General features: G+C 66.9%; 20 protein-coding genes and 2 pseudogenes. 20 read left to right on the top strand and 2 right to left on the bottom strand.

The genetic code is table 11. The annotated features are described in order from the left end of the window. Positions 1-106: 106 nt before the first annotated feature. The 7 genes and pseudogenes from IP90_RS01835 to IP90_RS16960 all read left to right on the top strand — a co-directional run. Positions 107-670 carry an ECF-type sigma factor gene (locus IP90_RS01835; protein ID WP_144897902.1) on the top strand — a complete coding sequence of 188 codons (564 nt, stop codon included), beginning with the start codon at positions 107-109 and terminating at the stop codon, positions 668-670. A 2-nt stretch (positions 671-672) separates the two neighbouring features. Further along, a complete protein-coding gene (locus tag IP90_RS01830; protein WP_144897901.1) occupies positions 673-3,444 on the top strand; it encodes a serine/threonine-protein kinase in 2,772 nt (923 codons plus the stop codon). 107 nt (positions 3,445-3,551) lie between these two features. Further along, positions 3,552-4,784 (top strand): hypothetical protein, encoded by a 1,233-nt coding sequence (locus tag IP90_RS01825; protein ID WP_144897900.1) that lies wholly within the window; start codon positions 3,552-3,554, stop codon positions 4,782-4,784. Between the two features lie 75 nt (positions 4,785-4,859). Continuing rightward, a complete protein-coding gene (locus IP90_RS01820) occupies positions 4,860-7,235 on the top strand; it encodes a hypothetical protein (RefSeq protein ID WP_144897899.1) in 2,376 nt (791 codons plus the stop codon). A 51-nt stretch (positions 7,236-7,286) separates the two neighbouring features. Continuing rightward, positions 7,287-8,036 (top strand): carboxypeptidase-like regulatory domain-containing protein, encoded by a 750-nt coding sequence (locus IP90_RS01815; protein WP_144897898.1) that lies wholly within the window; start codon positions 7,287-7,289, stop codon positions 8,034-8,036. Between the two features lie 212 nt (positions 8,037-8,248). After that, a pseudogene (locus IP90_RS16965) lies at positions 8,249-9,094 on the top strand (hypothetical protein); the annotation flags it as partial. A 624-nt stretch (positions 9,095-9,718) separates the two neighbouring features. Continuing rightward, positions 9,719-10,018 (top strand): annotated as a pseudogene (locus IP90_RS16960) (YadA-like family protein); the annotation flags it as partial. Between the two features lie 312 nt (positions 10,019-10,330). Here IP90_RS16960 and groL read toward each other — a convergent pair. Further along, a complete protein-coding gene (gene groL, locus IP90_RS01805) occupies positions 10,331-11,980 on the bottom strand; it encodes a chaperonin GroEL (RefSeq protein WP_144897896.1) in 1,650 nt (549 codons plus the stop codon). A gap of 142 nt (positions 11,981-12,122) precedes the next feature. Then, a complete protein-coding gene (locus IP90_RS01800) occupies positions 12,123-12,410 on the bottom strand; it encodes a co-chaperone GroES (RefSeq protein ID WP_144897895.1) in 288 nt (95 codons plus the stop codon). Positions 12,411-13,083: 673 nt separating this feature from the next. On the opposite strand from IP90_RS01800, the gene IP90_RS01795 reads away from it, so the two are divergent. The 13 genes from IP90_RS01795 to purD all read left to right on the top strand — a co-directional run bounded on the left by IP90_RS01795 (position 13,084) and on the right by purD (position 26,016). Beyond that, positions 13,084-13,506 (top strand): helix-turn-helix transcriptional regulator, encoded by a 423-nt coding sequence (locus IP90_RS01795; RefSeq protein WP_144897894.1) that lies wholly within the window; start codon positions 13,084-13,086, stop codon positions 13,504-13,506. Between the two features lie 46 nt (positions 13,507-13,552). Further along, positions 13,553-13,879 carry a divalent-cation tolerance protein CutA gene (gene cutA, locus IP90_RS01790; protein ID WP_144897893.1) on the top strand — a complete coding sequence of 109 codons (327 nt, stop codon included), beginning with the start codon at positions 13,553-13,555 and terminating at the stop codon, positions 13,877-13,879. Beyond that, positions 13,876-16,275, top strand: a complete 2,400-nt coding sequence (locus IP90_RS01785; protein ID WP_144897892.1) for a protein-disulfide reductase DsbD — start codon at positions 13,876-13,878, stop codon at positions 16,273-16,275. Before cutA ends, IP90_RS01785 begins: the two co-directional genes overlap by 4 nt. Next, positions 16,272-16,868 carry a TlpA disulfide reductase family protein gene (locus IP90_RS01780; RefSeq protein WP_144897891.1) on the top strand — a complete coding sequence of 199 codons (597 nt, stop codon included), beginning with the start codon at positions 16,272-16,274 and terminating at the stop codon, positions 16,866-16,868. The genes IP90_RS01785 and IP90_RS01780 overlap by 4 nt, the downstream gene beginning before the upstream one ends. A 138-nt stretch (positions 16,869-17,006) precedes the next feature. Beyond that, positions 17,007-17,453: a type II 3-dehydroquinate dehydratase gene (gene aroQ, locus IP90_RS01775; protein WP_144897890.1), complete on the top strand. Its 447-nt coding sequence runs from the start codon at positions 17,007-17,009 to the stop codon at positions 17,451-17,453. A 91-nt stretch (positions 17,454-17,544) separates the two neighbouring features. Continuing rightward, positions 17,545-18,024 carry an acetyl-CoA carboxylase biotin carboxyl carrier protein gene (accB, locus tag IP90_RS01770; RefSeq protein WP_144897889.1) on the top strand — a complete coding sequence of 160 codons (480 nt, stop codon included), beginning with the start codon at positions 17,545-17,547 and terminating at the stop codon, positions 18,022-18,024. A gap of 20 nt (positions 18,025-18,044) precedes the next feature. After that, positions 18,045-18,491 carry a four helix bundle protein gene (locus tag IP90_RS01765; protein WP_144897888.1) on the top strand — a complete coding sequence of 149 codons (447 nt, stop codon included), beginning with the start codon at positions 18,045-18,047 and terminating at the stop codon, positions 18,489-18,491. After that, the gene (accC, locus tag IP90_RS01760) at positions 18,481-19,848 is read left to right on the top strand and encodes an acetyl-CoA carboxylase biotin carboxylase subunit (RefSeq protein ID WP_144897887.1); all 1,368 of its coding nucleotides are present in this window, start codon (positions 18,481-18,483) and stop codon (positions 19,846-19,848) included. The genes IP90_RS01765 and accC overlap by 11 nt, the downstream gene beginning before the upstream one ends. 114 nt (positions 19,849-19,962) lie before the next feature. Beyond that, on the top strand, positions 19,963-20,901 hold the full coding sequence (gene prmA / locus IP90_RS01755) for a 50S ribosomal protein L11 methyltransferase (RefSeq protein WP_144897886.1): 939 nt from the start codon (positions 19,963-19,965) through the stop codon (positions 20,899-20,901). Between the two features lie 9 nt (positions 20,902-20,910). Beyond that, positions 20,911-21,891: a DUF3426 domain-containing protein gene (locus IP90_RS01750; protein WP_144897885.1), complete on the top strand. Its 981-nt coding sequence runs from the start codon at positions 20,911-20,913 to the stop codon at positions 21,889-21,891. A gap of 108 nt (positions 21,892-21,999) precedes the next feature. Then, entirely contained in the window at positions 22,000-22,275 is a 276-nt protein-coding gene (fis, locus tag IP90_RS01745; RefSeq protein WP_144897884.1) for a DNA-binding transcriptional regulator Fis, read from the top strand. 315 nt (positions 22,276-22,590) lie between these two features. After that, a complete protein-coding gene (purH, locus tag IP90_RS01740) occupies positions 22,591-24,162 on the top strand; it encodes a bifunctional phosphoribosylaminoimidazolecarboxamide formyltransferase/IMP cyclohydrolase (RefSeq protein WP_144897883.1) in 1,572 nt (523 codons plus the stop codon). A gap of 567 nt (positions 24,163-24,729) precedes the next feature. Next, complete coding sequence (purD, locus tag IP90_RS01735; RefSeq protein WP_144897882.1) at positions 24,730-26,016, top strand: phosphoribosylamine--glycine ligase; 1,287 nt, start codon at positions 24,730-24,732, stop codon at positions 26,014-26,016. Positions 26,017-26,019: the final 3 nt, after the last annotated feature.

Genomic DNA, 26,019 nt, shown 5'->3' with positions numbered 1-26,019 from the left:
CTTGATGCGGTGGTGCACGGGCGCTGCATCAAAACATTCGCGATTGCCCCTCGCAGCGGAGATTGCTAACGTCGGCACAGGGGTTTTCGGGGAATAGGGGAAAAAGGTGTCCGGCACCGACATCACCAGGCTGCTTGCGCTGGCCCGCGACGGCGAGCCCGAGCAACTGGGGGCCGTGTTCGAGGCGTTGTATCCCGAACTTCTGCGCCTGGCCAACTCGCGCTTGTACGGCAACGAGGCCACCTTCACCCCGACTGTGCTGGTGCACGAGTTGTTCCTTCGCATCAGCCAGGGCACGCCGCTGTCGCTGGCCGATCGCAACCATTTCTTCGCGGCCTCGGCCAAGGCGATGCGCTGGATCCTGGTCGAACACGCCCGCCAGCGCGCCACCGGCAAGCGCGGCGGCGACCAGGTAATGGTCAACCTCGACGACCAGATCCCTGATGCGCCGCCCGCGCTGACCAGTGTGCTGATGCTGGACCAGGGCCTGGAGGCTCTGGAGGCGATCAGCCCGCAGCGACGGCAGATCGTCGAGTTGCGCTACTTCGCCGGGATGGAGTTTGGCGAGATCGCCGGCCTGCTCGAAATCTCCGAGCGCACCGTGTACCGCGAGTGGGAGCGCGCGCGCGCGTTCCTGCAGGCGATGCTCGACGACGGTGACCAACGGTGACGATGGACGCCGAAACCCTGGCGCAATGGCGCACCGCCGACGCCCTGTTCGACCAATGGCTGGACCTCGTTGAAGGCGAGCGCGATGCATGGCTCGCCGCGCAGAACCTCTCCGTCGACGTGCGCCGCCGGCTCGAACAACTCGTGGCCGCGCATCGCCACCCGCGCGCGGCGCTCGATCCGCTGGCCGGCAACCTGACCGGTTGCCGGCTCGGCGGCTGGACTCTGGACAGCGAACTGGGCCGCGGCGGCATGGCGGTGGTCTACCGCGGCTGGCGTGAACAAGGCATGGCGCGCCAGCAGGCGGCCATCAAGATCCTCACCCTCGGCGCGCTTGGCGCCAGCGGCCGCGAGCGCTTCCAGCGCGAGGCCGGCATCCTGGCGCGGCTGAACCATCCCCACATCACCGCGCTGGTCGATTCGGGCGTCGCCGACGACGGCACCTGCTGGCTGGCGATGCCGCTGGTCGAGGGCGAGCGCATCGACCGCTGGTGCGAATCGAATTCGCCCGACGCGCGCGCCATCGTGCGGCTGTACCTGCAGGTCTGCGACGCGGTCGCCTGCGCCCACCGCAACCTGGTGATCCACCGCGACCTCAAGCCCTCCAACGTGCTGGTCGACAGCCGCGGCCATGTGCACCTGCTGGACTTCGGCATCGGCCAGTTCGCCGACGCCGACACCGAGGGCAACGAACGCACGCAGACGATGTGGCGGGCGATGACGCCCGGCTACGCGGCACCCGAGCAGCTGCGAGGCGAGCCACCGAGTACGGCGATCGATGTCTACGGCCTCGGCGCGCTGCTGCACCGCCTGCTGACCGGCCGCACCCCGCAGGCAGCGACCGAGGGCGCCGACACCACCCGTCCCTCGCTGCTGGTGCGCAACGCCGACGATGCCTACCACCGCCATTACGTGCCGCTGAAGAACGATCTGGACCGGGTACTGCTCAAGGCCTTGGCCGAAGAGCCTGAGCAGCGCTATCCCTCGGCAGAAGCGCTCGCCGACGACCTGCGGCGCTGGCTCGACGGGCAGCCGGTGCTGGCGCAGAAGCCGCGGCTGGGCTACCGCGCGCGCAAGTTCGTCATGCGCAACAAGCTCGGTGTCGCGGCGGCGTGCCTGCTGGTGGCTAGTCTCGCCGGAGGCGTGGGGGCGACGTTGTGGCAGGCAGGGGAAGCACGACGTGCGGCGGACGATGCGCTCAAGCAGAGCCGCCGCGCAACGGCGGCCCGCGACTTCATGACGCAACTGTTCGAAGCCAACGATCCGAATGTTGCGCAAGGGCGCACGATCAGCGCGCGCGAACTCCTCGACCAGGGTGCGCTCAGGGTTCGCGACGCGTTTGCCGACACCCCCGTGCTGCGGGCCGAGATGCTGGTACTGCTTGGCGATTTGTACCGGAGGATGGGCGAACCGGACGCGGCCGCGCCGCTGCTGGACGAGGGACTCGCCCTCGCGGGTACCACGGGCGATCCGAACCTCACACTGGAGGCAAGGTTCGCCAAGGGCCTGCTCGACGCAGCCGCAAGCCGGCCAACCGATGCGCTGGAACAGTTCGCGGTCGTCGAACGGATGCTGGAATCCGCGGGACGGGTGCCCGGCGAACTTCACGGCCAGCTCGTCATGCACCAGGCCGACGCGCTGTCCGCGACTGGCCAGGTGCCCGCCGCGGTGGCGCATGCAGAAACCGCCCTGTCGCTCGCGCGCAACGACGCATCCATGGCGCAGGAATCGCTGTTTTTCTACCTCAGGGCACTCAGCGCGGTACTCGCCACCGCCGGCCAGGATCAACGCGCGGAAACCTTGTTGAACGAGGCCCTGGCGCTGCGCGGAGTGGACAAGCTCGCACCCACCGTTCGCCTGCCCGTGCACTCGCACCTCGCCGACTTCGCGCTCGCAAGGGGCGAACTGGAGACGGCGCTTCGCGAATCGGGCGCGGCCCTGGAACTCGCGCAGCGGGTATACCTCCCGGCAAGCCCGGTGCGTGCAGCCCTGCTCAACGGCCACGGCGGCATCCTGACCCACATGGCCCGGTTCGATGACGCCGTGGCGGCGATCGGCGGGGCGATTTCAATCCTCGATGCCCTGCATCCGGACGGCCTTGATAGCGCCCTCGCCAACGCCTGCAACAGCATGGCGTTGGCGCTCGACAACGCCGAGCGCGATCGGGAAGCCGAGCCTTACATGATCCGGGCCCGCAACCTGAGCATCGAACTCTTCGGCCGCGAAGATCCGCGCTATGCCATCGCCACCGCCAACCTGGGCAACCTCTACCGGCAGATGGGGCGCTACACCGAAGCCGAGACACTGCTCGCAGAAGGCCTGCGGCTGCGGCGCAAGCTGCTGGGCGAAGCCCATCCCTTCGTTGGCCACGGGCTGATCCAGGTGGCGCGATTGCGGCTGCTCCAGCAGCGGCCCGCGGAAGCACTGCGGCTGGCGGAACAAGCCAGCGACATCTACGCGAAGGCCGATTACAAGGATCCGCGTCGCCTCGCCTCCACCGATGGGGTCCGTGCCACTGCGATGGCCGCACTCGGGCGAGTGCCCGAAGCCGTCGCGCTCTTCGATCGCACCATCACCGAGGCCAGGGACGCCGGGGTCGACAACGGCGTCGAATGGCCGCGGGTGATGGCCGCGCGGGCGGAGCTGTTCATCGCGCACCTGCCCGCGCGCGCGCGCGCGGCACTCGCCGACGCGCTGGATGCGCACCGCCGCATCTACGGCGACGACCATCCCGGGACAAAGCGGATGATCGCGCTCGCCGCCACGATCCGCTGATCACAGCCCCTGTCAGTTCCGGCCCCCGGATCTCGTGGATGGGGAGTCCGGGTGCGCCGGACGCGGCCGGGTCGCCGTTCGACCCGCCCTCCTCGGGTGACTGCAACATGCCTCTTCATTCTTCCCTTGTTCCTTCAGCGCTGGCGTTCGCTCTGGCTGTCGCCCTGCCCACGCCCTCATGGGCGCAGGAAAAGCCGGCCAATCTTTATATCGACGTCGCCACCCACGCCATGCCGGGCATGCCCGGACTCGGCGCGATGGGCCGCCTCTCGGGCGCCATGTCCGGCGGCGGCGCAAGCTATGGCCTGACCCAACATCCGGCCATGCCCGGCAAATTCATGGACGTGGCGCTCCACAACGGTCGCCAGCCCGGCAGACCGGCCGAGCAAGCCGTTCCCCACGGACTGGGCCTGGGCAACCGCATCGACCTGCTGCCGCCGCCGGACAGGAAGCCGGTCCACGACGGCAACGACGGCGGCCTTGGCACCGGCATCGCCGATGGCAACGGCACCTTCAAGATCCGCTACTACTGGGGGTGCGGCGAGGCAACCGGCGCCGGCCAGCCGCGCGAATACTCGGTCACCATCCGCAACGGCAAGATGGTGGAAAGCGGACGCGGCATCACCCCGCGCAAGGTGCCCGGCAGGGCCGTGACACCCGGCCCCGACCACGCGCTGTGGCCCAACCAGTCCACCCGCAAGACGGTACCGGCGAAAGCCTCGCTGGTGGGCCAGCATCACGTCACCGGCGACAAGGTGCCGGCGTCGATGCAGTTCGCCCTGGCTGGCGAACACGACTTCCTGTCCGAGCTCAAGCTCAAGGGCGACGGCGGCGGAGAAAACGGCATGACCCTGCGCTGGAGCGGCGCCGATGGCGCGAACGGCTATTTCGCCCATGCCACCGTGACGAGCGGCGACACCATCGTGATGTGGAGCAGCTCGGAAGACGGCTACGCCGGTTACGAATTGCTGGACTACCTGCCCGAGTCACTGGTGGCGAAGTGGGTCAAGGCGCGCACCCTGCTCGCCCCCGATGCGCGCGAATGCCACATCCCCAAAGCAGTGTTCGCCGGGGGAAAAGCCGCGCCGATGGTGCAGATGATCGCCTACGGCAACGATCGCAATGTCGTCGAACCGCGTCCGCAGGGCGCTGCGCAGAACTGGAAGCCGGACTGGGCCGTGCGCGTACGCAGCAAGTCCACCGCGATGTTGATGCCCGGCCTGGGCGCGCTCGGGACGGAGGCGACGGGACGTTCCACCGGGGAGGAGATCAAGGAAGAGGCCAAGAGCGGGGTCAAGGACGCAGCCAAGGGCCTGCTGCGTGGCCTGCTGCGGCGCTGATCCACCGGCTCGCGCCGGCCGTTCGCGGCCGGTCGCAGCTTCTTCGCTGCTCACACCGGACAGGCAAACGTGACGATGGACTGGAAACAAACGCTGAAGGACATCGCGATCGCGATTGGCAAGGGACTGTGGTTCCTGGCTCGGCAGCTGTACGCGCTACTGGTCATGCTTGGCCGATTCATTTTCCTGCGCGCGATCCCCGCCACCTGGCAGTGGCTGCGCGGCACCGTGTTCCCCGCGCTGCGCCGGTTCTATCTCTGGCTGCCGCATCGGCGGATCGTGGCCGGCAGCGTCGCGGGCGTTGCCGCGATCGCGATCGCCGCGCTGCTGTTGCGCACGCCCGGCGACATACCAGCCACGGACAACGCAGCGAGCGACGCCACCAACGCCTCGACGTCGCCCGCTCCGGCGCACGCGATCATGGGCGCCAACGGCCTGACCCCGCTGCCACGCGGACCGTGGACCGATCTCGCCCGCCAGTTGGTCGACGCGCAGGACCTCGCCACCGCCACCCGCATCACCCGCGAGGTGCTGGCACGCGGCGGCATGGCCACCACTGACGGCGAGCGGATCGTGGTGGAGGCCATCGGCCCCGCCACGCCCTACGCGATGACCGCGGTGGAGGCACGCAACCTGGCGATGGAAGCGCGCAACCGCGAAACCGCGTTCCGCCTGCATGCCTCCGAGTTCGCGCATTTTCTCGACACGTTCGCGTGGGACCTCGGCGGCTCGGCGAACGACGACAATCCCGCGTGGCTGACCAAGGACGAGGTGCGTGCGATCGAAGACGAGCGCGAGGCAAGGTTCGACGCCATCGCTGCCGTCGCCACCGCCGAAGCCGAGGCCCGGGAGCAGGAATGGCAGCGGAGGATCGCATCGCTCGAGGCCCGCTTCGAAGAGGCACGGGCGGACCTCACGGTGGTCGAAGACGCCGTCCGGGCCGTTTCATCGGCCGAACGTAAGCAGCTGCACCCCCGACTGGAGGCAGCCAAACAGCGCAGGCGCGACGCACTCGGGCCGCTGGTCGCCGCCCGCAGGGCCGCGAACGAGGCCAGCCGCGACGCCAGACGGCAGGTCAGCAGGATCGAACAGAACGGACATCGCGAGGCCTGGGCCGAGCGTCAGGTCGGTCCCAACTACGAATCCGGCGATGCCTTCCTGCAGCTGCTGGATACCTGGGTGCGCGAAGCGGCGAAGCACCCGGGCGATCCGCAGAGCTTCACCCCGCTGTTCCTCGCCGAGATGGCGCGCCTGCAACAGACGCCGTTCGACCTGCTGGGCTCCGAATACATGCGCCCCTCACGCGGTACCGATCAGTCGGTGGACCTGCGCGGCGGACCGCGTTCGGACGACTACCGGATGACGCTGCTGGAAATGCAGCTGTTCCTGGCCGCATTCCAGCGTGGCCAGCCACCCGCGCGCACGGCCGGCCGGGCGACGGCATGGTCGTCACGATTTACGAACAACATCGTCGACGCGCTGCTGCCGCCCGCGCACGCCCAGGGCAGTCTGTCCCAATGCGCCGACATCAAGAAGATCCTGGGCGGCGATTCGCCCGGCGAGGCCAGCGCAACCGACTGGGCCGTCAACGAGGCCGGCAACGCCGCCTTCGAAGCGCTCGGCAAACTGTACGGAATCTCCGAAGGCGTGCTGTCCGGCATCGGCAGCGCCTCCAAGATCCTGCGCGTCGTGATCCAGTTCGCCAACACCGAGGTCGAGGTGCACGCCGAACAGGGCACGGTGCACAAGCCGCCGTCGGGCGGTGGCGACGGCCACGGCAGCCGGTACGCCTGGTTCACTGCCAGCGCCGGCGTGGACCCCAAGGACCTGGAGGCCTACGAACGCGCGCTGCAGGATCAGGAAACGCGCACCGGCGAGATCATCAACCAGTGCTTCGGTGCACTGGAGCTGCCGGCCCTGCAAAGCCTGCGCGAGATCGCCGATGCCGCCGAGAACTGGCGCGTGCGGTGGGAGATCCGCCCGCTGTTTCCCGCGCACATGAACATCCCCATGGGCGACCCGGACAACGACTTCATCAAGCGCAATTCGGTGCAGCGCGAAATGCAGCTCAAGCGCGCCTCACCGGCCCATGCAGAAGCCCGCCTCAAGGCCATGGTGGAGCGCGAACAGGCGAGCCGCGGCGAAGTCGCCCTGGCCCACCACACCGTGGTGGCCAAGGTGGTGGACACCGGCGCGCCGGGCTTCGGCGAGATGGTGAACGCGGTCAAGGGCATGCTCGGTCTGGGCATGACCAACACCGTGGTGGACATGGCCGCCGGCTGGATGAAACACATCCTGGTGCCGCGCGCCGCCGCCGCGCAGTCGATCGAGTACCACTGTCTGCAGGTCGAACGCCGCCGCCCGCCCGTTGGCGAGGTCAGGGCCTGGGGCAACGGCGGCGACATAGCGCGCGTACGCGACAACTGCGTGGTGCCGGGAACGCCAGAGTAGAAGCCACGTCGCTCAGCGCGAAGCGCAACCACTTTTCCGGAACCACAACACATGAAACAGCCGACCGCCGCCCTGTTCGTCACTTTGGCTTTGCTGGGACTGTCCGCCTGCGAAATACAGGCCGACAACACTGCGCCCAGGGCAGCAACGGGCTATGCCACGGGAACCGCCCGGGACACGCAGGGAAACCCCATCGCCGGGGCAAAAATCCTGCTGGACAACAGCGTGTACTACGCGTCCTACATCCATGGCTCCACCCGGGATGACGGCAGCTATCGAATCAAGGCGCAGCCCGGTGCATGGCGGGCGTATGCCTCCATCAGGAAGGCGTACAACGGCAAGACCTACACGCTGGAACTGCATCCGGACAACATCGATGCCTTCGACGACGAAGGTGCTGTACGCAACTTCACCTGGAAACTGGAAGGGCGCACGCCGGAAAACGACTACGGCTATTACGGCGGTTTCATCCAGCTGAGCACGGACCTCGATTTCAGCGCGGACCTGGACAACGTCGAGCTGGCCTTGACGCCCAGTGGCCCGCTGATCGACGGCTCGCCAGGAAAATCGCTCCGACTCCGGCTGGGGGATCACTACTGGATCGATCGCTACCAGATAGAAGACATCCCCATCGGCCGCTACAGGGTGGAAGCGACATTGAAAAGCGACGAGGGGGATCGCCGGCTGCGGATCCAGGACTGGCACACGAAAGGCGAGTTCAAGCCGGAATTCCAGCTGGATTTCATCCCCGATCCCGGCAGCGGCGTCGACAACTCGGCCTCCATCGTCATTGGCGATTGATGCTTCATGCAGGCACGACCAGAAGCATGCCGCCCATGACGTTCTGAAAACTCCCGCCCGCGCTGCCGCCATGGCCGGCGCGGGGCTGGCTCCGCGCGGCGATCGCGGTCGTCCCCTGTCAGTTATCGCTATTGGTTCTCGTGGTTGGAGGGTCCGGCCTTCGCGCACGGCATCCACAGGGCGTCGCCCATCCAACACGGAGTAAGAAACTGATGCATCACCCCGCCTTCCATCGCTCGCTCAAGCTGGTCCCGCTCGTCCTCGCGCTCGGCCTGGCCATCGCCAACCCGGCACATGCCGACTTCCTCGACTGCTGGGAATACGATCCAGCGACCGGCGGGTGGGTCCAGGACACCGGCAAGAGCGAGAACCAGGGTCCCGAGCACGGCACAGCGAACACGACCTGCCATTACGCTGCCGCCGGATACGGCCATACCAACAACGCCAGCGGCGAATTCAGCGCGACGTTCGGCTACCAGAACACGGCCAAGGCCAATTACAGCAACGCATTCGGCGGCAACAACACTGCCGAGGGTGAAGCCGCCAATGCATTCGGTTACCGCAACACGGCCAAGGGCAAGGACAGCGATGCATTCGGCACCTACAACACCGCAACGGGCGAAATCGCCACCACGTTCGGCCGCTGGAACGTCGCGGCGGGCATGGACAGCAACGCCTTCGGCAATGGCAACACGACCAATGGCGCCAAAAGCAGCGCACACGGCTACATGAACACCGCCAGCGGCGAGAACAGCAGTGCGTTCGGCTACATGAACACCGCCAGCGGCAACTACGCCACCGCGTTCGGCAACCAGAACGAGGCCGTGGGCGCCGCCAGCAGCGCCGTCGGCCGCTTCAACCGGGTGGCCACCATATCCAGCAACGCCTTCGGCAGCTTCAACACGGTCGAAGGCTGGTCCGGCCAGGCGTTCGGCTTCGAGAACACCGCCAGCGGCGACTATGCCAGCGCGATCGGCGTCGGGTCGGTGGCCTCCGGCGAGGCCAGCCTGGCCGTCGGCAGGACGGCGCGCGCCGCTGCTGCCAACGCCATCGCCATCGGCACCGGCGCCACGGTGCTGGCACCCAGCGGTGCCGGCACGGTGCGCAACGGCGGCGTGGCGCTGGGCGACAACGCCAGCGTCGCGCAAGCGGCCACCAACTCGGTGGCGATCGGCGCCGCCTCGATCGCCAGCCAGGCCAACACCGTCTCGGTCGGCAGTGCCGGCAACGAGCGCCGCATCAGCAACGTCTCCAATGCCATCGCCGCGACCGACGCCGTCAACCTGCGTCAGCTGCAGTCGGCACTGGATGGCGTGGTCGGGGGTGGCGTCAGCGAGGTCCGCGTGCAGGAGATCGCCGATAACGGTGATGCCTCCACCCTGGCCAGCGCCAACAGCTATACCGACGCCCGCGAAGTTGCGATCCGCGCCGACATACAGGCCGGCGGTGCCACCACCCTGGCCGGCGCCACTACCTACACCGACACCCGCGAGGCTGCGATCCGCGGCGACGTGCAGGCCGGCGACGCCGCCACGCTGACTGGCGCCAACACCTACACCGACACCCGCGAGGTCGCAATCCGCGGCGACATGGATGCCGGCGACACCGCCACCCTGGCATCGGCCAACCAGTACACCGACACCGCCATCCAGCAGTTGGTCGGCTTCGATGCCAGCGATATCAACGACCGCCTGACGGTCCTGGAGGATAGGTTCGACGACGTCGACCGCCGCCTGGACAAGCAGAACCGACGCATCGATCGCTCGGGAGCGATGGGCGCGGCGATGCTGAACATGGCGACCAACGCCGCCGGCCCCCAGAGCGGGCGCGGTCGCATCGCGATCGGTGCCGGCTTCCAGGGAGGCGAGAAGGGCCTGTCGCTCGGCTACGGCAAGCGCGTCGGGCGCGCGTCGTTCTCGCTTGGCGGCGCATTCAGTGGTAGCGACAGCTCGGCGGGCGTCGGCTTCGGCGTCGAGCTGTAGCGCTCTGCACCCACCTGCTGCGCGCAGGCAGGTGGCGACCTGTGACCACCTTGCACCCCGGCTCTGGCCGGGGCGTTTTTTCGTCCTTCGCGAACTCCCGCGGAAGGCAGCCTTGATCCTGAAGAACAAATCATCACGCCGGCGTGCGTGGGCCCGCACCGGCTCGGAACCTGGATGAAAAGAACCATAAAAAACCCCGCATCGCTGCGGGGTTTTTCTTGTTGCTGGTGCGTACAGGCTCCGCCTGACCATTCTCCCGGCGCGCTGCGGCGCGCTGGAAGAAATCGCACACTCATTGCATCGCGGAACGGATCAGAAATCCATGCCGCCCATGCCGCCCATGCCACCGCCGCCGCCCATACCGCCGCCGGCCGGCTCGTCCTTCTTCGGGGCCTCGGCCACCATCGCTTCGGTGGTGATCATCAGACCGGCGATCGAGGCGGCGTTCTGCAGCGCCGAACGCGTGACCTTGGTCGGGTCCAGGATGCCGAACGCGATCATGTCGCCGTATTCACCGGTCGCGGCGTTGTAGCCGAAGTTGCCCTTGCCGTCGGCAACCTTGTTCAACACCACGCTGGGCTCTTCGCCGCAGTTGGCGACGATCTCGCGCAGCGGCGCTTCCATCGCGCGCTTGGCGATGTTGATGCCGTGGTTCTGGTCTTCGTTGGCACCCTTCAGCTCACCGATGGCCTGCAGCGCGCGGATCAGCGCGACGCCGCCACCCGGGACCACGCCTTCTTCGACGGCGGCACGCGTGGCGTGCAGCGCATCTTCGACGCGGGCCTTCTTCTCTTTCATTTCGATTTCGGTCGATGCGCCGACCTTGATCACCGCCACGCCGCCGGCCAGCTTGGCCACGCGCTCCTGCAGCTTCTCGCGGTCGTAGTCCGAGGAGGTTTCCTCGATCTGCGCCTTGATCTGCTTGATGCGGCCTTCGATGCCGGAGGTTTCGCCGGCGCCGTCGATGATGGTGGTGTTTTCCTTGGAGACCTGGATCTTCTTGGCGCGGCCCAGATCCTTGATCGTGGCCTTCTCCAGCGACAGGCCGACTTCCTCGGAAATCACGGTGCCGCCGGTGAGGATCGCCATGTCTTCCAGCATCGCCTTGCGACGGTCACCGAAGCCCGGCGCCTTGACGGCGCAGACCTTGACGATGCCGCGGATGGTGTTGACCACCAGCGTCGCCAGGGCCTCGCCTTCGACTTCTTCAGCCACGATCAGCAGCGGCTTGCCCGACTTGGCGACGCCTTCCAGCACCGGCAGCAGGTCGCGCACGTTGGAGATCTTCTTGTCGTGCAGCAGGATGAAGGGATCATCCAGTTCGGCCGACATCGACTGCTGGTTGTTGATGAAGTACGGCGACAGGTAGCCGCGGTCGAACTGCATGCCCTCGACGACGTCGAGTTCGTTTTCCAGGCCCGAACCTTCTTCAACGGTGATCACGCCTTCCTTGCCGACCTTCTTCATCGCGTCGGCGATGATCGTGCCGATCGACTCGTCGGAGTTGGCGGAGATCGTGCCGACCTGGGCGATCGCCTTGTCGTCGGCGGTCGGCTTGGACAGCTTCTTCAGCTCGGCGACGGCGGCCACGACGGCCTTGTCGATGCCGCGCTTGAGGTCCATCGGGTTCATGCCGGCGGCAACCGCCTTGGAACCTTCGCGGATCAGCGCCTGCGCCAGCACGGTGGCGGTGGTGGTGCCGTCACCGGCGTTGTCGGAGGTCTTGGAAGCGACTTCCTTGACCATCTGCGCGCCCATGTTCTCGAACTTGTCAGCCAGTTCGATCTCCTTGGCGACGGACACGCCGTCCTTGGTGATCGTCGGCGCGCCGAAGCTCTTCTCGAGCACGACGTTGCGGCCCTTCGGGCCGAGGGTGGCCTTGACGGCATTGGCGAGCACATTGACGCCGCGCACCATCTTGGAGCGCGCGTCCTCGCCGAAACGGATTTCTTTGGCAGCCATTGGGGTAACTCCGTGATTCGTGATTGGTGATTCGTGATTGGAAAAAGCGGGATGCGGCGTGACTCGTGCGGCAGGGATTCATTGGCGCAAAGCGCTCTTTCGAATCACCAATCACCGATCACGAATCACCGCGGGAATCGCCTTAGGCGAGCACCGCGAGGATGTCGTCTTCCTTCACGATCTTGTACTCGACGCCTTCCAGCTTGTAGGCGCTGCCCGAGTACTGGCCGTAGATGACCTTGTCGCCGACCTTGACCTTCGGCGCGCGCACGCTGCCGTTGTCCAGCGCCTTGCCTTCACCCACGGCGATCACTTCGCCCTTGGTCGGCTTTTCCTTGGCGTTGTCGGGGATGAGGATGCCGCCGGCGGTAACTTCGTCGGCTTCGATGGGCTTGACGACCACGCGGTCGTAGAGCGGCTTCAGGTTCATTGCGACCCTCTTAAGTGATTGATTGGTTGGGAAAAACAGGACTCACGACCGGCGATTTTAGCAGTCGTACATGACGACTGCCAACGTCGCGGGCGTGAAAAACCCGGCACGCCGGGACGGTCCAGACTTGGGGACCCGGCGCGGGCTTTCAAGGCCGCGCGCGCAATTTGCGATGCGAAGCAGGCTACGCCCGAGGGGCCGTCGACGAGGGCCGGCTCCCCGGGCGGGCCTGTGAAAAAAACGCTGCCGGATGCAGCCCGTGGCCGGCGTCATCCAACCCGTGATGGATGAGGTCTGCTGCCTGCCGCCTTTCCGTGCAGGCGGCATTCCGCCATCGCCGAAAAGAAAGCGCGCACGTTGCCGTGCGCGCTTGGGGAATGGAGAGGTTCATCCCTGCCGCGTCCTTGGGACGCGCCTTCCAAGCCGACATCCATATCGAACCAACTTCCTGTCGGCAGCGAAATGATGCTCAGGCCAGCCGGGCAGGGAAAGCAGACGCACCGGAAAATACTGTTACTACAGGTAGCGGCATGGTCTCGTTATGCCGCAGAATCAGTCAGCACCGCTGCTTATAACCGCGACAAGGCTACCGAAAGCGGACATGGTGCCGTGATTATTCTTCACCCTGTGACCTTAGGTAGCATCCGTTTCTGTCAATCGGCGAGGACCGTCCATGAGTTCGCAGCAACGCATTCGCCTCGCGCGCCGGCATGCGGCACTGTCGCAGACGCAGTTGTCCCAGGCGGTCGGCGTGCAGCGCAGCGCGGTCAGCCATTGGGAGGCGCCTCAGGGCAAGAATCCGAGCGTCAAGCACCTGCGCGAGGTCGCGCTGGTCACCGGCGTGCAGTTCGAGTGGCTGGCGACGGGACGCGGCGAAATGGCGACATCACGCGATACGGTGCTGGACTCGGTGGCCGCCGCCGACGCGCTGCTGGTCGACGACGCCCTCGAGCAGCGCCTGCTGCTGGCCTTCCGCGAAGCCCCGGTCCGTGCCCGCCTGGCGCTGGTGGAAGTGGTCGAACAACTGGCCGAGCAGCGCACCGGTCGCGTCCGTACCAGCACGACGCGCGCCGGCCGCCGGCAGGGCGCCGAGTGACGCCGCCGGTTACCCTATTGCGCCTTTGCCCTCGCCGGTCGACGCCTTGCCCGTATTGCTCTGCTTCTGCGCCTGCCCCGATGCCGCCACGGCCGATCGCATTGCCGGCACGCTGGTCGCCGAGCGCCTCGCCGCCTGCGTCGGCGTGATGCAGGGCCTGCGTTCGGTCTATCGCTGGCACGGCGCGGTCGAGCATGCCGACGAGGTCCAGCTGCAGATCAAGACCCGCAGCGAATGCCTGCCGGCGCTGACCGCGCGCATCGGCGAACTGCATCCCTATGAACTGCCGGAAGTGATCGCGGTCGAAGTCGCCGGCGGCTTGCCGGCCTACCTTGACTGGGTCGTCGAACAGACTGCCGAAGAGAACCGATGATGCCGATGTGGTTGCGTGGCCTGGCCGCGCTCGCGCTTTTCCTGTCCGTGATCGCGCCGGCGTCGGCCATCGACGAGGACGACCTGCTGCCGGTCGACGAGGCCTTCGTGCTGACCGCCAGCGCGCCGGCCCGCGACCGTATCGAATTGCAATGGAAGATCGCCGACGGCTATTACCTGTACCGTCATCGCATCGGCGTACAACCGGATGCCGGCTTCGCGTCGCAGGCGCTGCAGCTGCCGGACGGCGAGAAACACAACGACGAATTCTTCGGTGCGGTCGAGACCTATCGCGACACATTGGTCGCGTCGCTGCCCGGCACGGCCGCCGACGGCACGCAACGCATCACCCTGAAAGTGAAGTACCAGGGCTGCGCCGATGCCGGCGTGTGTTATCCGCCGCAGACGCGCAGCCTGACCGTGGCCCTGCCTGCGACCGGCGCGATCACCACCGCCAGGGCCGACGCAGGCTTCGCGGCGCTGGGCAAATCCCTGGGCGCCGGCGGCGCGGCGCCGACCGGCCTCGCCGCGGACGGCGGCAGCGACACCCTGCCGCTGCCGCCGGAACAGGCGTTCGGCTTCGAGGCCATCGCCGATGGCGGCAACGCCTTGCTGCTGCGCTTCACGCCCGCCCGCGGTTACTACCTGTATCGCGACCGGACCACGCTCAAGCTCGATGCCGATGGCGTCGCGCTCGGACAGCCGCGCTGGCCGCAGGGCGTGTCGCACCGCGACGAGCATTTCGGCAACGTGGTCGTGTACTTCGACCAGATCGACGTGCCGCTGCCGCTCGCGCGCAGCGTCGCCGGCGCGCGCGACATCACCTTGACCGCGACGTTCCAGGGTTGCCAGGACGATGGCATCTGCTATCCGCCGATGACGCGGACGGTGGGGCTGACCCTGCCGGCGGGCGAGGTGGGCGCTGCGGCGACCGATGGCAACCCCATCCCCACCCCGGCCCTCCCCTTGAAGGGAAAGGAGCAAGGCGTCGCGACTGCAAACGCAACGGATTCTTCCACGGAAACCGCGCTCAAGCCCTCCCCTTCAAGGGGAGGGTTGGATGGGGATGGGGTTCCGATCAGCGGCGGGAATGCCGACGCACTTCAGGCCGAGGACATACGCCTGGCCGCGGCGCTGTCCGGTTCGCACCGCTGGCTTGTGCTGCTGGGCTTCTTCGGCGCCGGGCTGCTGCTGGCATTCACGCCCTGCGTGCTGCCGATGATCCCCATCCTGTCGGGCCTGATCGCCGGCCGCGGCGAACGCATCGGCGCGCGGCGCGCCTTCGTGCTGTCGCTGGTGTACGTGCTGGCCAGTGCCGTGGTGTTCACCATCGCCGGCGTGATCGCCGGACTGCTCGGCGCCAACCTGCAGGTCGCCTTTCAGAAGCCGTGGGTGATCGCCGCCTTCGCCGCCGTGTTCGTGGCGCTGTCGCTGTCGATGTTCGGACTGTACGAACTGCAGCTGCCGGCGGCGTTGCGCCAGCGCATCGGCGCGGTCACCGACAAGCAGCGCGGCGGTTCGTGGGCAGGCGTGGCGGCGATGGGTGCACTGTCTGCGCTGATCGTCGGTCCCTGCGTGGCGCCGCCACTGGCCGCGGCCGTGCTGTACATCGGCCAGACCCGCGATCCGGTGTTCGGTGGCGCGGCGTTGTTCCTGCTGGCGATGGGCATGGGCGCACCGCTGCTGGCATTCGGCGTCGCCGCCGGGCGCGGCCTGCCGACCTCCGGCCCGTGGATGACCGCGGTGCAGCGCGTGTTCGGTTTCGTGTTCATCGGCATGGCGATCTGGATGCTGTCGCGGATCCTGCCGGCAGTGGCGACGATGGCGCTGTGGGGCCTGCTGGCATTGGCCGCCGCGGCCTGGGCGTTCTCACTGGCAACGCCACAGGCCAGCGACCGCCTGCGCTGGGGCGCGCGTTTCGCCGGCCTGCTGCTGGCCGTGGTTGGCGCCGCGGAACTGCTCGGCGCGCTGGCCGGTAGCCGCGACCCGCTGCAGCCGCTGGCCGGGGCGCTGGGCGGCGCGCATGAAACGCGCGAACTCGAATTCCGCATGATCAAGTCGTCGGCCGATCTCGACCGCGAACTCGCCGCCGCACGCGCCGCTGGCAAGCCGCTGCTGTTCGACTTCTATGCCGACTGGTGCGTGGCCTGCAAGGAAATGGAGAAATACACCTTCACCGAGCCGGCCGTGCACGCCGCGCTGTCCGACTTCGTGCTGCTGAAGGCCGACGTGACCGCCAACGACGAGCTCGACCAGGCGCTGATGCAGCGCTTCGGCATCATCGGCCCGCCGGCGACGCTGTTCTTCGTTGACGGCAGCGAGCAGCGCGAACTGCGGCTGATCGGTTTCGAGAAGGCCGACGCCTTCGTGCAGCGCAGCGGGCGCGTGGCGCGATGAACAGTACCGGCAAGATCCTGCTGGTCGCCTTCGCGGCCGGTGCCCTGGGCCTGGTCGCCGCGCTGGCGCTGGAGGGTCCGGGTCCTCTGTTGAAGACGGAACTCGGGCAGCGCGCCCTCAACGGAGCGTTGTCGGCAAGCGCGCCGCCTGCGCCGGCCGGGCTTGCCGTCGCCGAACGCGGCGAGCCGCTGCCTGCATTCCGCCTGTCCGGTCTCGATGGCCAGTCCGTCGACCTGCCCCGCGCCTATGCCGGCCGTCCGCTGCTGATCAACGTCTGGGCCAGCTGGTGCGGCCCCTGCATCCAGGAAATGCCGGAACTGCAGCGCTACTCCACCGAACAGGGCGACAAGGGCACGCAAGTGGTCGGCATCGCCCTGGACGACGTGGAGGCGGTGCGCGACTTCCTGCGGACCACGCCGGTCGCCTACCCGATCCTGCTGGATACTCCCGGCCCGGCCGACGCCGGAGTCCGCCTCGGCAATCCGAAAGGCGTGTTGCCCTACTCGATACTGGTTTCCGCCGACGGCCGCCTGCTGAAGCAGCGCATCGGTCCGTTCGAGCACGGCGAAATCAGCGACTGGGCGAAACCGTAGCGCGGGCCCAGCATGCGACCGTGACTGTCGCCACGAATCAAACAAGCGATTAATTCTCGCCAATCGGCGCAAACTTCGGCGAACTGGACAGCATCCGCGCGATCGCGCAGACTGCCCGCCCGCGTTCCGAGCCCACCGATGGCGAAGCTGCTGGTCCTGCATGGCCCCAATCTCAACCTGCTCGGCAGCCGCGAGCCGGAGGTGTACGGCCGCACGACCCTGGCGCAGATCGATGCCGATCTCGCCGCCCACGCCGAGGCCGCCGGTCACGGGCTGGAGAGCTTCCAGTCCAATGCCGAGCATGCCCTGGTCGACCGGGTCCAGGCCGCCCGCAGCGACGGCACCGGTTTCATCCTGATCAACCCCGCCGCCTTCACCCACACTTCCGTGGCCCTGCGCGACGCGCTGGCGGCGGTGGCGATCCCGTTCATCGAGGTCCATCTGTCCAACCCGCACGCCCGCGAACCGTTCCGCCACCACAGCTACTTCAGCGACCTGGCCGCGGGCGTGGTCTGCGGCTTCGGTGCCAACAGCTACCGCTATGCCCTCGACGCCGCGCTCCAACACCTGTCCTCCCGAGCGTAACGAGGGAGCTGCTGCCACTTACCCGCCCAGGCAAAGCAGATCCGTCGCTGCGCCCGGGATGACGAAACCATTTACAGACCAGAGGCCCACCATGGACCTGAGAAAAATCAAGAAGCTGATCGACCTGCTCGAGGAATCCAACCTCGCCGAGATCGAGATCAAGGAAGGCGAGGAATCGGTACGCCTGGCGCGCACGCCGACCGGTACCGTGGGCTACGCCGCCCCGACCGTGATGCACGCGCCGGTCGTGCACGCATCGTCGGCGCCGATGCCGATGCAGTCGCCGACCGAAGCGGCCACCGGCGGCAGCGCCAAGCCGCAGGGCGACCTGCCCGACGGCCACGTCGTGCGCGCACCGATGGTCGGCACCTTCTACACCTCGCCCAGCCCCGACAAGCCGCCGTTCGTCAGCGTCGGCCAGGCCGTCAAGGCCGGCGAGACGCTGGGCATCATCGAGGCGATGAAGATGTTCAACCCGATCGAAGCCGACGTCTCCGGCACCGTGCTGTCGATCCTGGGCGAAAGCGGCCAGCCGGTGGAGTTCGATCAGCCGCTGTTCGTGATCGGGTGAAGAGCCGGGATTGGTGATTTGTGATTGGTGATTCGAAAGAGCGGCCGCACCAGCGCCTGGAGGTATGGCGCGATGCAATGGATCTCGTCACGCTGGTGTACGCGCATTCCGCGCAGTTCCCCGCGGATGAGAAATTCGGTATCACCGCACAAGTCCGTCGCGCCGCCGTCAGTGTCCCGTCCAACATCGCCGAAGGCGCGGCCCGCAAGAGCCAGGCTGAGTTGATCAGGTTCTGTGTGATCGCACGCGGCTCGCTTTCGGAGCTCGACACTCAACTGGAGATTGCACACCGCCTCGGATTTGCAGGCGCCACGCCCGATCTCCTGCAGTTGCTGAATCGCACGTTCGCACGCCTCAATGCCCTAATCACCTCGCTGGAAGCAGTCACGCGCACAGTTCGCGATGATGCTGCCGGATACGAATCACCAATCACGAATCACGAATCACGGCCCTCTCATGCTCGATAAAGTAGTAATCGCCAACCGCGGCGAAATCGCGCTGCGCATCCTGCGCGCGTGCCATGCGCTGGGCATCCGCACGGTCGCGGTGCATTCCACCGTCGACCGCAACCTCAAGCACGTGGCGATGGCAGACGAATCGGTCTGCATCGGTCCGGCCGCGTCCAGCGACAGCTACCTCAACATGCCGGCGATCATCGCCGCGGCCGAGGTCACCGACGCACAGGCGATCCATCCTGGCTACGGCTTCCTCAGCGAGAACGCCGATTTCGCCGAGCGCGTCGAGCAGTCCGGCTTCATCTTCATCGGGCCCAAGGCCGACACGATCCGCCTGATGGGCGACAAGGTCGAGGCGATCCGCGCGATGAAGGACGCCGGCGTGCCGTGCGTGCCCGGCAGCGGCGGACCGCTCGGCGACGATGCCGTCGCCAACGTCAAGATCGCGCGCGAGATCGGCTATCCGGTGATCGTGAAGGCGGCCGGCGGCGGCGGCGGCCGCGGCATGCGCGTGGTGCACACCGAGGCGCACCTGGCCACCGCCATCGCCACCACCAAGACCGAGGCCAAGGCCGCGTTCGGCAACGACATGGTCTACATGGAGAAGTTCCTCGAGAACCCGCGCCATGTCGAGATCCAGGTGCTGGCCGACGGCCAGGGCAACGCGATCCACCTCGGCGAGCGCGACTGCTCGATGCAGCGCCGCCACCAGAAGGTCGTCGAGGAAGCGCCCGCGCCGGGCATCACCCCGGAACAGCGCGCGGAGATCGGCAAGGTCTGCACCGAGGCCTGCATCCGCATCGGCTACCGCGGCGCCGGCACGTTCGAGTTCCTGTACGAGAACGGGCGCTTCTATTTCATCGAGATGAACACGCGCATCCAGGTGGAACATCCGGTCACCGAGCTGGTCACCGGCATCGACCTGGTGCGCGAGCAGCTGATGATCGCCGCCGGCCACAAGCTGTCGATCAGGCAATCCGACATCGTGCTGGAAGGGCACGCCATCGAATGCCGCATCAACGCCGAGGACCCGGACACCTTCATGCCCTCGCCCGGCCTGATCAAGCATTTCCACGCGCCCGGCGGCCCCGGCGTGCGCGTGGATTCGCACATCTACGAAGGCTACAAGGTGCCGTCCAACTACGACTCGATGATCGGCAAGCTGATCGTGCACGGCCCCGACCGCGAGACCGCGATCGCGCGCATGCGCGTGGCGCTGAGCGAGATGGTGGTCGACGGCATCAAGACCAACATCCCGCTGCAGCAGCGGATCCTGGCTGACGGCGGCTTCCAGCACGGCGGACAGAACATCCACTACCTCGAGAAGCGATTGGCGGAACGGAAAGAGAAGTCGCTGTCGATTGTTTGAAAGCGGTGATTGGTTATTAGTGATGCGTGATTCGCAACGGCGAAAGCAAGAGCCATGGGTAGCGGCCTCCCGCTTTTTAACTAATCACCAATAACCAATCACGAATCACCCCCCATGCCCTTCCTAGAACTCACCCTGCGCTGCCGCGAATCCGAACAACCGCGCTACGAAAACGCACTGGAAGATGTCGGCGCGCTGGCGGTGACGATGCTGGACGCCGATGCGGATACCAGCAACGAACACGCGATCCTGGAACCGGGCGTCGGCGAAACGCCGTTGTGGGATTCGATCACGCTGACCGCGCTGTTTCCCGACGATGCCGACGCGTTGCTGCTGCTGGCGGCATTGGAAGCCTTCGATCCGGCACTGGACTGGTCGCAGGCCGGCTTCCGCAAGGTCGAGGACCAGGACTGGGAACGCGCGTGGATGGACCAGTACGCGCCGCTGCGTTTCGGCACGCGCACCTGGATCGTGCCCTGGAACCATGAACTGCCGGACGAAGTCCTTCGACAGGCTCAGGATGAGCGGGGTGTGGCGGTCGTGCGACTCGACCCCGGCCTCGCCTTCGGTTCGGGCACGCATCCGACCACGTCGCTGTGCCTGCAGTGGCTCGACGACCTCGCGCAGCGACAACTGCTGCGTGACGCGCGCGTGCTCGATTTCGGCTGCGGTTCCGGCATCCTCGCCCTGGCCGCGCTCAAGCTCGGCGCCGCGCACGCGGTCGGCGTCGACAACGACCCGCAGGCACTGATCGCCACCCGCGACAACGCCGACCGCAACGAGGTCGGCGACCGCCTCGAGGTGCATCTGCCCGACGACGAACCCGCGGCCACCTATCCGGTGGTCGTCGCCAACATCCTCGCCTCGGCGCTGGACACCCTGGCCGCGACACTGGCCGCGCGCGTCGCGCCCGGCGGCCGCATCGCGCTGTCGGGCATCCTGAAAGGCCAGGAAGACGAATTGCTGCAGCGCTACGGCGCCTGGTTCGACGCCTTGTCGGTCGCCCAGGAAGGTGACTGGGTGCGCATCGACGGCGTCCGCAAACATGCTTGAATAGGCGGCATGTTCGTCCAGTGCCCCCGCTGCCATTCGCTGGTCGCCACCGACCCGGTCACCGGCGCGCCGCCGGAATATTGCCCGTATTGCGACGGCCCGATGGCCGCGGTCGTTGCAGCGACGAACGAAGAAGACACGGCTCCGGCCGCCGCGGAGCCAACGGTTGATGTCGACCCCGTTGCCGCCGATGACGAGGCACCGGAAGTCCCCATTGCAGATGATGAATCCGATGCTGCCGACGCGGAAAGCAACGACATCGCCGACACCGATGCGATGGTGGAGGACATCGTCGACGAAGAGGACCATGCAATAGCGGAACCCTCGCCACCCGGCACCGCCACGACCACCACGCCGGACGACCAGTCACGAACGCCGCCGGCCGCAACGCCGCACGACAGCGCCGACATCGACGCGGTGGACGACGAAACCGCAACGGAACCCCTGGAAGCCGCGCCGGCCAAGCCCGCCAAGCGCAAACGCACGGCACCGAGCTTCGTGCGCCGCCAGGCGGCCATCAAGCGCACCACGCCGCGACGGATGTGGTTCATTGCCGCCGCACTGGCGTTGCTGGCGGTGGTGCAGATCGTGCTTGCCGACCGCGCGCAACTGGCGGCCAACGAACGCTGGCGGCCGATGATCGTGTCGGTCTGCAACGTGCTGCATTGCACCGTGCCACCGTGGCGCGAACCGTCGGCATTCGCCATGCTCGGCCGCGACGTGCGCCAGCATCCCTACATGCCCGGCGCGCTGCGCGTGGACGCCACTTTCCGCAACAACGCGCGCTGGCCGCAGCCCTGGCCGGAACTGGTACTGACGCTGTCGGACATCAATGGACGCGCCTTGGGCATGCGTACGTTCTCGCCGAAGGAATACCTGGACAGGAAAGTGACGCAAAAGCAGATCGCTTCCGGCCAGAGCGCGGCCATCCGCATGGAGATCATGGAGCCGGCCGCCGGCGTGGTCTCTTTTTCCTTCGATTTCCACTGACCCGCGGGCCGATTTTCATTGGCGGCTGCGACGCGGGCGCGCTAGACTTCCCTCCTCGTCGGCACCACGCTCGGCGGATCCTCCAGTTCCGGAAACCCGCCTGAGCGCTTGAACGCCGTGTCAGACCGCACCGACAACACCAGCCGCAGCGCACCACGTACGCCGCTGCGCGATCACGTCGCCAATTCGGTGCGACGCTACCTGCGCGACTTGAACGGCAGCGACAACGCCGACCTCTACGACGTGGCCTTGCGCGAGTTCGAAATCCCGCTGTTCGTGGAAGTACTGAACCATTGCGACGGCAACCAGAGCCGCGCCGCCACCATGCTCGGCATCCATCGCGCGACGCTGCGCAAGAAGCTGAAGGATTACGGGTTGGCTTGATTGGCCGTGATTCGTGATTCGTGATTCGTGATTCGTGATTGGGGAATCGGGAATCGGGAATCGGGAATCGGGAATCGGGAATCGTAGACAGCAGGCTGTCATCGGTCATCTGGATACACCACTTTCCCTGTCACCCGGCACATCACTCTTTTTGCTGTCATCCCGAGCACAGCGAGGGACCTGCTTGCTCGGCGCGGCGTAAACAGCACTTTCGCGTCGCACCCGTAACGTCCGGACCCGCAGGACAAGCGGCCCAAACTCCGCGCCACAAGGCCGAAGGCCTATAATCCGCGTCCCGCTGCAGCCCATTTCCGCATGACTTCCGACCGCCTGCCCGTCCGCCGGGCCCTGTTGTCCGTGTCCGACAAGACCGGCCTGATCGACCTGGCTCAGGCCCTGTCCCGCCACGGCGTGGAACTGCTCTCCACCGGCGGCACGGCCAAGGCCCTGCGCGACGCCGGTCTGGCCGTGCGCGACGTGGCCGACGTCACCGGTTTCCCGGAAATGATGGACGGCCGCGTCAAGACCCTGCATCCGATGGTCCACGGCGGCCTGCTCGGCCGCGCCGGCATCGACGACGCGGTGATGGCGCAACACGGCATCGCCGCGATCGACCTGCTGGTGCTCAACCTGTATCCGTTCGAAGAGGTGTCCGCCGATCCGGACAGTTCGATGGACGACATCATCGAGAACATCGACATCGGCGGCCCGGCGATGCTGCGTTCGGCCGCGAAGAACTACGCACGCGTCGCGGTCGCCACCGACCCGGCGCAGTACGCCGGCCTTGTCGCCGAACTGGATGCCCACGACGGCGCGCTGTCGGCGAAGACGCGCTTCGCGCTGTCCGTCGCCGCGTTCAACCGCGTTGCCCAGTACGACGCCTGCATCGGCAACTATTTGTCGTCGATCAACGACGACGGCGCGCGCAGCGAATTCCCCGCACAGCAGAACGGCAACTTCATCAAGGTCATGGACCTGCGCTACGGCGAGAACCCGCACCAGCGCGGCGCGTTCTACCGCGACCTGTATCCGGTGCCCGGCACGCTGGCCACGTTCGTGCAATTGCAGGGCAAGGAACTGAGCTACAACAACCTCGCCGACGCGGATGCCGCGTGGGAATGCGTACGCCAGTTCCAGCAACCGGCCTGCGTGATCGTCAAGCACGCCAATCCCTGCGGCGTGGCCCAGGGCGTGGCCTGCGGCGATGCCTACGAACTGGCCTACGCCACCGATCCGACCTCGGCCTTCGGCGGCATCATCGCGTTCAACACCAGGCTCGATACGGCGACGACCAAGGTCATCCTCGACCGCCAGTTCGTCGAAGTGCTGATCGCACCGGACTACGACGAGGCCGCGCTCGACTACGCCCGCAAGAAAGCGAACGTACGCGTGCTGCGCATCCCGCACGGCGACGGCCGCAACATGTACGACGTCAAGCGCGTCGGCTCCGGCCTGCTGATGCAGAGCAGCGACAACCGCGAAGTCGCGCGCGACGAGCTGAAGGTCGTCACGAAGCTGGCGCCGACCGCGGCGCAACTGGACGACCTGCTGTTCGCCTGGCGCATCGCCAAGTTCGTCAAGTCCAACGCCATCGTCTATGCCAAGGACCAGCGCAGCATCGGCATCGGCGCCGGCCAGATGAGCCGCGTGGTGTCGGCGAAGATCGCCGGCCTCAAGGCCGAGGAAGCCGGCCTGGTGGTCACCGGATCGGTGATGGCGTCCGACGCCTTCTTCCCGTTCCGCGACGGCATCGACGCCGCAGCCGCGGCCGGCATCAAGGCCGTGATCCAGCCTGGCGGCTCGATGCGAGACAACGAAGTGATCGCCGCCGCGGATGAGCACGGTCTGGCGATGGTGTTCACTGGTGTGCGGCATTTCCGGCACTGACGGATGTGGCGGACCGTATGTTGTCTGCTCGCCGCGATCGCAGCTGCCGTGTTCTTCGCCAGCCTCTCGGAGCCCGTGGTCTTTTTTGCGGATGAATCGGAGCGTGTCTGGAGCGGGGGTTACATGTTCGGCTGGGGATGGATGGGGCCGATAAGTGGTTTCTTCCATTGGTACGCGAACGTATTTCTGCTCGCGGCTTTGACGGCCGTCACCGGCAGGTTTTATTTGATCGCGCTTGTAGCCGGCGTCATCGGCGCCTTTTTTGCTTACGATTTCCATGGTTATACCGTGCTCCCTTGGTGGGAAGGCGGTAGTTCGTCCGAACTGCCGATAACGGGCTTCGGCGCCGGTTACTGGATGTGGATCGCAAGTTTCGCTATAGCTTCGCTCGCGGGCGCTATAGGGCTTTTGACCGACAATGCGAAGGAAGTGAGCGATCTACTGCGTTTTGCAAGAAAGTTCAGTCCGAATCATGTCCCGCAACGGCCGGTCGCAGATCCTGTTTCACAACAGCCGGTGCTATTCGCTTCATCCACAATGACGGTGGAAAGAAAGGAGCCGCTTCATATGAAAATCCTCGTCATCGGTTCCGGCGGCCGCGAACACGCCCTCGCCTGGAAGCTCGCGCAATCGCCGCGCATCGACGAAGTGCTGGTCGCGCCCGGCAACGCCGGCACCGCGCATGAAGGCAAATGCCGCAACGTCGACGTGGCCGCCACCGACATCGATGGCCTGCTGGCCCTGGCAAAACACGAAGGCGTCGCCGTGACCGTGGTCGGTCCGGAAGGCCCGCTGGTCACCGGTGTCGTCGATCGTTTCCGCGCCGAGGGCCTGCGCATCTTCGGGCCGACCGCGGCCGCCGCGCAGCTGGAAGGCAGCAAGGCCTATGCCAAGGATTTCCTCGCCCGCCACGGCATCCCCACCGCGTACTACGCCGTGCACACCGATGTCGACGAGGCGCTGGCCTACGTCCGCGCCAACGGCGCGCCGATCGTGATCAAGGCCGACGGCCTGGCCGCCGGCAAGGGCGTGATCGTGGCGATGACCCTGGCCGAAGCCGAGGCCGCGATCATCGACATCCTCGCCGGCAACGTGTTCGGCGCCGCCGGCGCGCGCGTGGTCATCGAGGAGTTCCTCGACGGCGAGGAAGCCAGCTTCATCTCCATGGTCGACGGCACCACCGCCCTGCCGATGGCGACCTCGCAGGACCACAAGCGCGTCGGCGACGGCGACACCGGCCCCAACACCGGTGGCATGGGCGCCTACTCGCCCGCGCCGGTGGTCACGCCCGACGTGCATGCGCGCGTGATGCGCGAGATCGTCGAACCCACCGTGCGCGGCATGGCCACCGACGGCGTGCCGTTCACCGGCTTCCTTTACGCCGGACTGATGATCGACGCCAGCGGCGCGCCGAAGGTGATCGAATTCAACGTGCGTTTCGGCGACCCGGAAACGCAGCCGGTGATGCTGCGCCTGCAGTCCGACCTGCTCGACCTGGTCGAAGCCGCCATCGACGCACGCCTGCACGAAGCGCAGGCGCAATGGGACCCGCGCCCGTCGCTGGGCGTGGTGATGGCCGCCGAAAACTATCCCGGCACGCCGCGCATCGGCGACGCGATCAGCAGCTGGGACGTGCCCGACGTCGCCGACACCAAGGTCTTCCACGCCGGCACCAAACTCGTCGACGGCCAGGTCGTCACCGCCGGCGGCCGCGTCCTGTGCGTCTGCGCCCTCGGCGACACCGTCGCCGACGCCCAGCGCAAGGCCTACGCCGAAGTCGCCGGCATTTCCTGGCCCGGAGAACTCCACCGCCACGACATCGGCTGGCGGGCGATCGAGCGCGAGCAGGAGTAATAG

The organism is Luteimonas cucumeris (assembly GCF_007830035.1).
Taxonomy (GTDB): domain Bacteria; phylum Pseudomonadota; class Gammaproteobacteria; order Xanthomonadales; family Xanthomonadaceae; genus Luteimonas_C; species Luteimonas_C cucumeris.
This window is presented reverse-complemented; position numbering and strand designations above follow the sequence as displayed.

Excerpts from the sequence above, each read along its gene's own strand:
- purH (WP_144897883.1), top strand. The coding sequence starts at position 22,591 with ATGACTTCCGACCGCCTGCCCGTCCGCCGGGCCCTGTTGTCCGTGTCC.
- groL (WP_144897896.1), bottom strand. The coding sequence starts at position 11,980 with ATGGCTGCCAAAGAAATCCGTTTCGGCGAGGACGCGCGCTCCAAGATG.
- aroQ (WP_144897890.1), top strand. The coding sequence starts at position 17,007 with ATGGCGAAGCTGCTGGTCCTGCATGGCCCCAATCTCAACCTGCTCGGC.
- IP90_RS01825 (WP_144897900.1), top strand. The coding sequence starts at position 3,552 with ATGCCTCTTCATTCTTCCCTTGTTCCTTCAGCGCTGGCGTTCGCTCTG.
- IP90_RS01750 (WP_144897885.1), top strand. The coding sequence starts at position 20,911 with ATGTTCGTCCAGTGCCCCCGCTGCCATTCGCTGGTCGCCACCGACCCG.
- IP90_RS01815 (WP_144897898.1), top strand. The coding sequence starts at position 7,287 with ATGAAACAGCCGACCGCCGCCCTGTTCGTCACTTTGGCTTTGCTGGGA.
- prmA (WP_144897886.1), top strand. The coding sequence starts at position 19,963 with ATGCCCTTCCTAGAACTCACCCTGCGCTGCCGCGAATCCGAACAACCG.
- accC (WP_144897887.1), top strand. The coding sequence starts at position 18,481 with ATGCTCGATAAAGTAGTAATCGCCAACCGCGGCGAAATCGCGCTGCGC.
- IP90_RS01820 (WP_144897899.1), top strand. The coding sequence starts at position 4,860 with ATGGACTGGAAACAAACGCTGAAGGACATCGCGATCGCGATTGGCAAG.
- IP90_RS01785 (WP_144897892.1), top strand. The coding sequence starts at position 13,876 with ATGATGCCGATGTGGTTGCGTGGCCTGGCCGCGCTCGCGCTTTTCCTG.
- purD (WP_144897882.1), top strand. The coding sequence starts at position 24,730 with ATGAAAATCCTCGTCATCGGTTCCGGCGGCCGCGAACACGCCCTCGCC.
- IP90_RS01800 (WP_144897895.1), bottom strand. The coding sequence starts at position 12,410 with ATGAACCTGAAGCCGCTCTACGACCGCGTGGTCGTCAAGCCCATCGAA.
- IP90_RS01830 (WP_144897901.1), top strand. The coding sequence starts at position 673 with ATGGACGCCGAAACCCTGGCGCAATGGCGCACCGCCGACGCCCTGTTC.
- IP90_RS01780 (WP_144897891.1), top strand. The coding sequence starts at position 16,272 with ATGAACAGTACCGGCAAGATCCTGCTGGTCGCCTTCGCGGCCGGTGCC.
- IP90_RS01795 (WP_144897894.1), top strand. The coding sequence starts at position 13,084 with ATGAGTTCGCAGCAACGCATTCGCCTCGCGCGCCGGCATGCGGCACTG.
- accB (WP_144897889.1), top strand. The coding sequence starts at position 17,545 with ATGGACCTGAGAAAAATCAAGAAGCTGATCGACCTGCTCGAGGAATCC.